The 10,547-nt window shown below is 35.9% G+C and carries 12 protein-coding genes; all 12 read left to right on the forward strand.

All coding sequences use genetic code 11. The features are described 5' to 3' along the window. A partial coding sequence (locus tag A9Q93_RS07075) for a class I tRNA ligase family protein (protein WP_303686685.1) occupies nt 1–2,042 on the forward strand: 2,042 nt, incomplete at its 5' end. 276 nt (nt 2,043–2,318) lie between these two features. Then, nucleotides 2,319–3,212, forward strand: a complete 894-nt coding sequence (cyoE, locus tag A9Q93_RS07080) for a heme o synthase (protein WP_303686686.1) — start codon at nt 2,319–2,321, stop codon at nt 3,210–3,212. A gap of 2 nt (nt 3,213–3,214) precedes the next feature. Next, nucleotides 3,215–3,805 carry a cytochrome c oxidase subunit 3 gene (locus tag A9Q93_RS07085; protein WP_303686687.1) on the forward strand — a complete coding sequence of 197 codons (591 nt, stop codon included), beginning with the start codon at nt 3,215–3,217 and terminating at the stop codon, nt 3,803–3,805. 36 nt (nt 3,806–3,841) lie between these two features. Next, nucleotides 3,842–4,849 (forward strand): cytochrome c oxidase subunit 3, encoded by a 1,008-nt coding sequence (locus A9Q93_RS07090; protein ID WP_303686688.1) that lies wholly within the window; start codon nt 3,842–3,844, stop codon nt 4,847–4,849. Nucleotides 4,850–4,867: 18 nt separating this feature from the next. Beyond that, nucleotides 4,868–5,275, forward strand: a complete 408-nt coding sequence (locus A9Q93_RS07095; RefSeq protein WP_303686689.1) for a cytochrome C oxidase subunit IV family protein — start codon at nt 4,868–4,870, stop codon at nt 5,273–5,275. An 84-nt stretch (nt 5,276–5,359) separates the two neighbouring features. After that, on the forward strand, nt 5,360–6,058 hold the full coding sequence (locus tag A9Q93_RS07100; protein ID WP_303686690.1) for a membrane or secreted protein: 699 nt from the start codon (nt 5,360–5,362) through the stop codon (nt 6,056–6,058). Next, nucleotides 6,051–6,761, forward strand: coding sequence for an SCO family protein (locus A9Q93_RS07105; RefSeq protein WP_303686691.1), 711 nt, complete (start codon nt 6,051–6,053; stop codon nt 6,759–6,761). The genes A9Q93_RS07100 and A9Q93_RS07105 overlap by 8 nt, the downstream gene beginning before the upstream one ends. 4 nt (nt 6,762–6,765) lie before the next feature. Beyond that, nucleotides 6,766–7,287 carry a DUF420 domain-containing protein gene (locus A9Q93_RS07110; protein ID WP_303686692.1) on the forward strand — a complete coding sequence of 174 codons (522 nt, stop codon included), beginning with the start codon at nt 6,766–6,768 and terminating at the stop codon, nt 7,285–7,287. Between the two features lie 9 nt (nt 7,288–7,296). Continuing rightward, on the forward strand, nt 7,297–7,524 hold the full coding sequence (locus tag A9Q93_RS07115) for a hypothetical protein (RefSeq protein WP_303686693.1): 228 nt from the start codon (nt 7,297–7,299) through the stop codon (nt 7,522–7,524). Nucleotides 7,525–7,670: 146 nt separating this feature from the next. Then, nucleotides 7,671–8,372, forward strand: coding sequence for an ABC transporter ATP-binding protein (locus A9Q93_RS07120; RefSeq protein WP_303686695.1), 702 nt, complete (start codon nt 7,671–7,673; stop codon nt 8,370–8,372). Further along, nucleotides 8,365–9,612 (forward strand): ABC transporter permease, encoded by a 1,248-nt coding sequence (locus tag A9Q93_RS07125; protein ID WP_303686696.1) that lies wholly within the window; start codon nt 8,365–8,367, stop codon nt 9,610–9,612. The genes A9Q93_RS07120 and A9Q93_RS07125 overlap by 8 nt, the downstream gene beginning before the upstream one ends. A gap of 55 nt (nt 9,613–9,667) precedes the next feature. Then, nucleotides 9,668–10,547 (forward strand): ABC transporter permease (locus A9Q93_RS07130; RefSeq protein ID WP_303686697.1); only part of this gene is annotated, 880 nt, incomplete at its 3' end.

The following is a 10,547-nucleotide window of genomic DNA, read 5'->3' on the forward strand; positions in this document are numbered from 1 at the left end:
CCATGGTCTCGTTTCAACTAGAATCGAAGCACAATCCAACTGTCCCCACTGGGGAAATGCCGCAGGCAATGGGGCGAATAGATATTTTTACCACCAGACCTGATACTATTTATGGAGTAACATTCATGACGCTTGCACCAGAACATGAACTGGTAGATCAAATTACTACTGCGGCTCAAAAAGACGCGGTAGAGGCTTATAAAATAGCAACAGCAGCACGATCTGAAAGAGAGCGCATGGCCGATGTGAAGACTATCTCTGGTGTATTCACTGGAGCATATGCTACGCATCCATTGAGTGGTGAGCCAGTTCCCGTTTGGATAGGTGATTATGTATTGGCTGGTTATGGAACTGGAGCTGTAATGGCAGTACCATGTGGTGATGAGCGTGATCATGCATTTGCCAACTTTTTTGCTGGTCAGGAAGGAATGCCTGAAATCAAGAATATATTTGAAGGTGTAGATATTTCTGAGGAAGCCTACACGCCTAAAGATAAAACACCTCTTTGTAATAGCGATTTCTTAAACGGAATGAGTTACAAACAAGCGATGTACACAGCGATTCAAAAACTTGAAGAAATAGGAGCAGGAAAAGGAAAAACCAATTATAGACTGCGTGACGCGGTATTTTCTAGACAGCGTTATTGGGGTGAGCCTTTCCCGGTATATTATAAGGATGGATTACCACAAATGATAGATCGCAAGCACTTGCCTATCGAATTGCCAGAAGTTGATGAATATTTACCTACTGAAGATGGTGCGCCACCATTAGGTCGTGCAACAACTTGGAGCTGGTGTACTCAAGAAAATAAAGTCGTTTCTAATGATGACGATCGAGATTGTGTGTATCCGCTAGAATTGAACACCATGCCAGGTTGGGCAGGTAGTTCATGGTACATGTTCAGATACATGGATGCTAACAACGAGGACGAGATGTTCTCTGCAGAAGCACAAGAATATTGGAATAACGTAGATCTATATATAGGTGGTAGCGAGCACGCGACCGGTCACTTGTTGTACAGTAGATTCTGGGTAAAGTTATTACACGATCTAGGTAAAGTCACGGTAGAAGAACCCTTCCAAAAGATGATCAATCAAGGGATGATTTTGGGTGAGAGTGCTTTTGTGAAGGAATTAGAGATTGAAGTTGATGGTAAGATTGAAAAAAGATTTATTTCTCAAGGCGTAAAAGCTAAGGATTTGAATATCAAGTCAGGAAGAAAGCTTCATGCAGACGTTTCTTTAGTTAATCTTCAGAATGAATTGGATATGGAGGCTTTTAAAGTTTGGCGTCCAGATTATGCGTCTACAGAATTCATTACCGCTGAAGACGGAACATTCAAAGTCTCTCGTGAAGTAGAAAAAATGTCTAAGTCTAAATACAACGTCGTTAGCCCAGATGATATTTGTGATCAGTATGGAGCAGATACTTTGCGTTTGTACGAGATGTTTTTAGGTCCGCTAGAGCAGGCTAAACCATGGAATACTGCTGGTATTACTGGAGTTTATGGTTTTATGAAAAAGCTGTGGAAACTGTATCATAACGATGCTGGTTTTTCTGTTAGTGAAGAAAAAGCATCACCAGATAGCATGAAAACCTTGCACAAGACTATTAAAAAGGTGCAAGATGATATTGAGAACTTTTCATTTAATACAAGTGTGAGTAGTTTCATGATTGCGGTAAATGAGTTGACCGCTCAAAAATGCAATAGTCGTGAAGTGTTAGAACCACTTGCTGTTCTTGTATCACCATATGCACCGCACATCGCCGAAGAATTATGGTCATTATTAGGTCATAAGGAGTCTATAAGTGAAGCGCCTTTCCCAGTTTTTGATGAAAAGCACTTAGTAGAAAGCAGTAAGACGTATCCTATTTCTTTTAACGGTAAAATGAAATTTACACTGGATTTACCGGTAGACGTTTCAAAAGATGAGTTGGAGAAAATGGTGCTGGCTAACGAGAAAGTACAGCAACAATTGGAAGGGAAAACGATTAAAAAAGCAGTTGTAATTCCAGGGAGGATTGTAAATTTTGTTTTTTAACATATTGTAATAAATCAATAACTAAATGTCAAACTGAGCTTGTCGAAGTTGCGTATTATTCGTATCCAAATCCATTTCTACAAGCTCCATGTGACAAATAAAGGAAAGTCACAGGACTATTCTAATATGGCTCTCTTTTTTTGTTTGTGATCTCGCTTTCGCGAAAGCGAAACAAGTACATTCTTCTATAATCATAAAATCCTCTGAAAGCTATACAAAATCTTTGCGGCAAAGGAGTTGTGAGGTATCTTTGCAAACCTTTAAAAAACAGCTTTTTTGAGTGAAACGACTGCCATAGAAAAATCTCCTAGTGTAATTCAAAATTACATTGAGATCACTAAACCGAGACTATCGGTAGTAGTAGTGTTTTCTTCTATTGCTGGTTATTTTCTTGCCGCAAATAATTATGATCTATGGACCATCATTCTACTTGTGGTAGGTGGTTATTTTCTGGTAGGCTCTTCAAATGTTTTTAATCAAATTATAGAGAAAGATCTAGACGCGTTAATGAAGCGCACTCAAAATAGGCCATTGCCTACTGGACGTGTTTCTGTACAAAGTGCATGGATTTACGGCTTGATCATGGCTTTGAGTGGTATTTATATGCTCTATTTGATCAATTTTGCCACAGCGTTTTTTGGGGCGTTGAGTATTGTGCTTTATGCCGCGGTTTACACACCTTTAAAAACAAGAACACCACTTTGTGTTTTTGTAGGTGCTTTTCCAGGTGCGATTCCTTATATGTTAGGTTGGGTAGCTGCAAGTGGAAATTTTGGGATAGAACCTGGCACATTATTCATGTTGCAGTTTTTCTGGCAATTTCCACACTTTTGGGCGATAGGATGGATGCTAGAGAACGACTATAAAGCAGGTGGTTTTAAAATGTTGCCTACTGGTGCGGCAGATAAAGGAACTGCCATGCAAATTATATTGTATACGATCTGGACGGTTATGGTTTCTTTGATTCCAGTTTTTGGAGTGACTGGTGAACTTTACATGACCATATGGAGCGCTATTATTGTAGGAGCACTAGGTGCTTGGTTTTTATACTACGCTTTTAAATTATACAAAGAACGTAGTAACGAGGTTGCGAAGAAATTAATGCTAGTTAGTGTGAGTTACATCACTCTAATTCAGATTATATACGTAGTAGATAAATTTTTAAGATAATAATGACAGATATAACGCAATTACCTATTAAGGAAAAAATCGCAAGATCAAAAAAACAGATGATGTGGTTTGCCATCATGAGTTTGTTAATGATGTTTGCTGGTTTAACTAGTGCTTATATAATAAGCAGCAGTCGTAGAGATTGGGTAGAAGTAGAACTTCCATCAGAGTTTTTCTATAGTACAGGAATCATTTTATTAAGTTCTTTAACTCTATTTCTAGCTAAAAAGAGCTTGAAAAGTAACAACCTCTCTGGAGCGTCTTTGATGACTGGAATAACATTTTTGTTAGGAACTGTCTTTGTAGTCATGCAATTTTATGGATTTGGCTCTTTAACTGACGCAGGAATATTTTTTACTGGAAAAGGAAGTAGTGTCGCAGGTTCCTTCATCTACATTATTGTTATGGCACACCTTGCTCACATTGTTGCAGGGCTTATCTCACTGACTGTCATTACTTTTAAAGCAGTTTCTAAAAAATATTCAAAAGATGAAATGTTAGGTTTTGAATTAGGAGCGATTTTCTGGCACTTTGTTGATGTGTTATGGATTTTTCTTCTTCTGTTTTTAGTTTTTGCTAAAGATATTTTTTAACCTATTTTTGCAACAACTTACAACTAATCTAATGTTATGGATACAACAGTAGCTACTACTGGTACCGAAGGACAAAAATGGGGTGGAGGCGATACTAAGCCTCTTAATGCCAGCTATGGAAAACTGATGATGTGGTTTTTCATCCTATCGGATGCGCTTACTTTTACAGGATTTCTTGCTGCCTATGGTTTTTCAAGATTCAAATTTATTGAAGAATGGCCTATTGCAGATGAGGTTTTTAATCACTTTCCATTTTTACATGGGACTGATGCTCCAATGTTCTATGTAGCATTGATGACCTTTATTTTGATTGGTTCTTCTGTAACTATGGTGCTTGCAGTGGATGCAGGTCATCATATGGATAAGAAAAAAGTTTCTTTATACCTACTTCTTACCGTTATAGGAGGTTTAATATTTGTAGGCTCACAAGCTTGGGAATGGAAAAACTTTATCGCTGGTGAGTATGGAGCTGTTAAGACTAAAGGTGGTAAAATATTACAATTTGTAGATGTAAATGACCATAAGAAACGTGTCGCACTTGACGAGTTTGCTTCAGTAGGTCCTAGAGATGTAGAACCTTACGGAAACAATGACGGTATCTGGTTTGAAAGTTCTGGTCAGTACAATGCCTCTTATACACTTCAAGAAGTTATGGAAGGATTTAAATCAAATCCTGACATCACCATAAGAACACAACAATTAGTTTTAAACGAAGAAACTGGAGCTAGTGAAAAATTAGTTCTTTCTAGAGCAGATGCTTTAGCAAAGTTGAATAAAGATGCCGTAAGCGTAGTAGAAGGTGCTAATCTTACAGAAAATGAATATGGCGCTCCACTATTTGCAGACTTTTTCTTTTTCATCACTGGTTTTCACGGTTTTCACGTATTCTCTGGTGTAATCTTTAATATTATCATTTTCTTCAATGTTCTTTTAGGAACCTATGAGAGAAGAGGTAGTTATGAGATGGTAGAAAAGGTAGGTCTTTACTGGCACTTTGTAGATTTAGTTTGGGTATTTGTATTTACATTCTTCTACCTCGTATAAATTATTTAAGATATTAAAATGGCAGATCACGCAGCACATTCAGACGGACACGCAGAACATAAATTAGAGATTTTTAGAGGTCTTGTTAAATTTAAATCTAATACTCAAAAGATTTGGGGTGTTCTAATATTCCTTTCTATCGTTACTATTATTGAAGTAGCTTTAGGATATATTAAACCTGATTTCTTGAACGGTACTTTTTTAAAGTTAAAGTTTTTAAACTGGATTTTTATAATACTTACAATAGTAAAAGCTTACTATATCACTTGGGATTTCATGCACATGCGAGATGAAATAAGTGGTTTAAGGAGAGCTGTAGTATGGACAGCAGTATTCTTAATTATATACCTTATTGCTATACTGTTAGTAGAAGGTGATTATATCTATGAAGTTTATAAAAGTGCTGCTGTAAGTACAGACTTCTAATGACGACTAGGTAGTTAAATAAATAGGGCGGTTTTAATCCGTCCTTTTTTATACCCAATTGTCAAATTTGTTTAAAATTAAATTATGTCAGATTTACCTAAAGCAGAAGGAATTAAACAAACTAGTAGGGTCGCTATTATTAGTGTCCTAATAATTCTATTTGCTCTGCCACTGCTTACCTACTTATTTTTTTTAAACGGAGAACATCATTTTAAAACACTACCTATTGTTACTGAAGAAGTAATGGAACTGGATAGATTTGAAACCATAGATGGTAACAAGATCCGACTTCAAGACAGTGTTTCTATAGTTACGTTTTTAGGTAGCGAGCCTTATAAAAGAATAGGTTACGTTTCAAATGTAAATGAAAAGATTTATAAAGATTTTCATGAATTTGATGGCTTTCAAATGATAAGTGTATTACCTAAAGAAGGCGCTACCGATATAGAAGAAATCAAAGCACAAATGGCAGAAACCACCGATTTATCTGATTGGCACTTTATCATAGGTACAGATAAAGCCATTAATGATCTTTTCAATTCATTTCAATCTAATTTAACGCTTAATAAAGACCTTTCTTCAGAACATGCTTTTGTAATTGATAAGCAACGATCTCTACGTGGCCGCACAAATGACGAGGAACTAGGAATGGTTTATGGATATGACACCTATTTAATAGCAAATTTGAATAAAAGAATGATGGACGATATTAGAGTTCTTCTCGCTGAATATAGATTTGCCTTTAAGAAAAATAGAGACGAAAAAATTCAAAATAATGAATAAGAAAAAAGATACTCCATACTATATAGGACTAGCTATAATCATAGTGATATTTGGTGTCTTTGCGGTAACTAATGTGATTCATTACATCAATAAAGATAAGGTTGTAGATAGCAATAGGACAGAAAATCGCATCCCAGTAGCTGACAAGTTTCTAAAAAAATTCAACAAAGTACCAGATTTTGAATTTGTGAATCAAAATGGCGACACTATTACAAATCAGGATTTACTAGGCAAAGTTTATGTCATTGATTTTTTCTTTACTACATGTCCTACTATTTGCACTCCTATGAGTATGAATATGTCCAAAATAAATCAAGCCTTAGAAAACCTAGAAGACTTTCGTACCGTATCTATTACCATAGATCCAGATAATGACACACCAGAGGTTTTAAAAGAGTATTCAAAAAAATATAATGCAAACGATAAGTGGCTTTTTCTAACTGGAAATAAAGATGCTATCTATAAATTAAGTAGAGAAGGTTTTAACGCCTACGTTGCCGAAAGTGAGAATGAGAGTATACGCTTCGAGCACAGCGGTAATTTTGCCCTTGTTGATAGAAATGGTTATATAAGATCTCGTAAAGTAAGAATAGATGAAGAAAATGAAAACTGGATCTATCATTATAACGGCGTACAAGAAAACGATATTCCAGCTCAAATTCAAGAGATCATTCAAGATGCTGAAACTTTATTAAACAAGTAAAATTATGTTAGAAAAAAGAGGTCCTGCAATAATTATTACAATTTCTATTTTAGTACCATTAGTTGTAGTGTTACTTATGCTTATGCCAGAGCGATACAATTTTTTAGGCATAGACGCCGGTTTACTTCCTTTATTCCATGCTGTCCTTAATGGTATGACTGCCGTATTACTTGCCAGCGGATATATACTTATACAAAAACAAAACCGCACCGCTCACAGATGGGTAATGACTACAGCATTTGTACTGAGTGCAGTGTTTTTAGTAAGTTATGTCATCTCAAAAATAAGTAATGAACCTGTTGCCTATCCTAACGATGCGCCTTTAAGGTACCTATATCTATTCATTCTAGTAAGTCACATTGTACTTTCAGGAATCATTTTACCTCTCGTCCTTTATACTATGTATTTTGCATGGAACAAGAAATTTGAAAAGCATAAAAAAATAGCTCAGTGGACTTTTCCTATATGGATGTACATAGCAGTTACAGGAGTTTTAGTGTATGTTTTCATGCAACCTTACTACTAAGATATAAATATGAAAAAGCTATTTATATTATTTATTGTTTTTAGTGTTCCCGCTTTCGCGAAAGCGCAATGCGCCATGTGTCGTGCTGTAATAGAAAGTTCTGGAGACACCGCAGCAGCACAAGGGCTTAATAATGGAATTACTTATCTAATGGCATTTCCATACATTCTAGTAGGTGCCATTATTTACATGATTTACAAAAACACCCAAAAAAAATCTGAAGAGGTGGATAATTAAATCAATTAGGTGTTTAACAAGTCAGTCGATCCAAAGACTACGTTAAGAATCAATTAACATATAATTATCACTATTAGTGTAACAAGTGTAGAAATTTACAGTCTAGTTTAAATAGACTTGTTCGATATACTTTATACGCACTAACCATGATAGAAATAACTGATTTACACAAATCTTACATTACAGGAAATACCTCATTGCACGTTTTAAAAGGTATTGATTTTTCTGTAAAAGAAGGTGAATTAGTATCCATCATGGGTTCATCAGGATCTGGTAAATCTACATTGTTAAATATTTTAGGAATGCTAGATGAGGCTGATAGCGGTACTTATACATTAGATAATACTCCTATCAAAAATTTAAATGAGAAAATTGCAGCTCAATACCGCAATAAATTCTTAGGTTTTATTTTTCAGTCTTTTAATCTTATAAGTTATAAGAATGCTATTGATAATGTAGCATTACCTCTTTATTACCAGAAAGTAGGACGTAAAGAGCGTGATGAAAAAGCAATGCACTACCTAGAAAAAGTGGGACTTGCAGACTGGGCAGATCATTTACCTAATCAGCTTTCTGGAGGTCAGAAACAGCGTGTAGCAATTGCAAGAGCACTAGCAAGCGATCCCAAAGTTCTTCTAGCAGATGAACCTACGGGCGCCTTAGATACCAAGACCTCTTATGAGGTTATGGACTTGATCCAGGGCATTAATGAAGAAGGAAGAACCATTCTAGTGGTTACCCATGAGCCCGATATAGCAGAGATGACTAAACGTATAGTTAACTTAAAAGATGGACGTATAATCGATGATAGGCTGGTAAATCAAATAAAAGCAAAAGCCCATGTTTAATATAGAACGCTGGCAAGAGATATTTGATACTATTAACAAGAATAAACTACGTACGTTTCTTACTAGCTTATCAGTTGCATCTGGAATATTAATACTCGTCATTCTTCTAGGGTTCTCTTCAGGAATTGAGAATGGCGTACGTACCCAATTTGAACAAGATGCCACTAATCGTATAAGTGTAAGCACTAGAGTTACCACTAAAGGTTACAAAGGGCTTAATCCTGGTCGCAGGTTGCAAATGACTAATAAGGATTATGAAAATCTCAATGAAAAATATAAAGAGCAAATAGAGTATAAAACTAGCTTATACAGATCATGGGGTGGACAAGTAAACTATAAAGAAAAACAAGGCAGTTACCGTATAGAAGGAGTTTTTGCAGACCAGCAATGGATAGAAAACGCTACATTGTCACAAGGCCGTTACATATCACAATCAGATATAGAGGAGTCTCGTAAAGTAGGTGTTATAGGCTATCAAATGAAAGAAGACCTTTTCCCTAACACAAACCCTATAGGTAAAACAATCTTACTTAATAATAACATCAACTTTATAGTCGTGGGAGTTTATACCGATCCTGGTGGTTCTAGAGAAGAATCCCGTTTATTTATACCTATTACCACAGCGCAAAAAGTATTTAACGCAGGTGAGAATATTGACCGTATTGCATATACGGTAAAAATGAGTGATAATTTTGATGAAGCAGTAGCTCTAAGTGCTGCTATGAGTGAATCTATTGATCAAGACTTAAGAACTAAGTTTAGTGTTGCTCCTGACGATAGAGTTGCTATAAGAGTAGATGATACCTTAGAAGAAGCACAAAAAATATATGGTTTAATAGATACCATTAGAGCTGTATTTTGGTTCATAGGTATAGGGACTATCATAGCTGGAGTAGTAGGTGTAGGAAACATTATGCTTATAGTAGTAAAGGAAAGAACTAAAGAAATAGGGATACGTAAAGCACTAGGAGCTCTACCTAGCGAGATCATATGGATGGTCCTACAAGAATCCATATTTATTACAGCAATAGCTGGATTTGTAGGTCTTTTTATAGGGGTAGGAATACTAGAATTAGTAGGTCCATCTATAGAAATGGACTTTATTAAAAACCCAACTGTTGATTTTACTACTTCTATTACTACAGTGATAATTTTAGTGGTTTCTGGCGCACTTGCAGGGTTTATTCCTGCCAGAAGAGCTGCAAATATTAAACCTATAGAAGCATTAAGAGACGAATAATATGTTTAGTAGAGATAGATGGAATGAAATATTAGAAGCGCTCAATTCAAATAAATTGAGGACAATACTAACCGCTTTTGGAGTGTTTTGGGGTATATTCATTTTAGTTACTCTACTTGCCTTAACTAATGGTCTCAAGAATGGAGCAACTGCAAACTTTGGTAATCGCGCCACAAACACCATGTTTATGTGGGGTCAAAGTACTTCTATACCATATAAAGGAATGAATAAAGGACGTCGTGTTCAATTTAAGCTAGCTGATGTTGCTGTTCTCAAAGAAAAATTACCACAGTTACAATATGTGTCTCCACGCCTGCAATTAGGCGGTTATAGAGGAGCAAATAATGTTTCCCGTAATGAAAAAACTGGTGCCTTTCAAGTTAATGGTGATTATCCAGAGTTTATCAATCAACAATACATGGATATTATTAAAGGTAGATGGATCAACTACTCAGATATCCAAAAGGAAATGAAAAGTGCAGTAATAGGTACAGATGTAGTAAAGGCACTTTATGACCTAGGTGAAGAACCTATAGGAACTTATATCAAATTGCAAGGGGTAAACTTTAAAGTAGTAGGTGTTTTTCAAAATCCCAGTACACAAGGTGACAGTGAAGAAGAAGCAAACACTATATTCATTCCATTTACAACTTTTGGGAAAGCATTCAATACTGCAGACAATGTAGGATGGATGGCAATTACCGCAAATAATGATGTAAGCATGACACAATTAAAACCTAGAGTTTTATCTATCATGCGAGAACAACGTAACGTTCATCCTGAGGACACCAGAGCAATAGGAAATTGGGATCTTGCAGAAGAGTTTGCAAAGTTTACAGGCTTATTTGATGTTCTCTCATTAGTAGGCTATGTGGTAGGTGCACTTGTCCTGTTATCTGGCGGCATAGGAATAAGTAACATCATGCTTATAGTTG

Source organism: Nonlabens dokdonensis (assembly GCF_002162835.1).
GTDB lineage: Bacteria > Bacteroidota > Bacteroidia > Flavobacteriales > Flavobacteriaceae > Nonlabens > Nonlabens dokdonensis_B.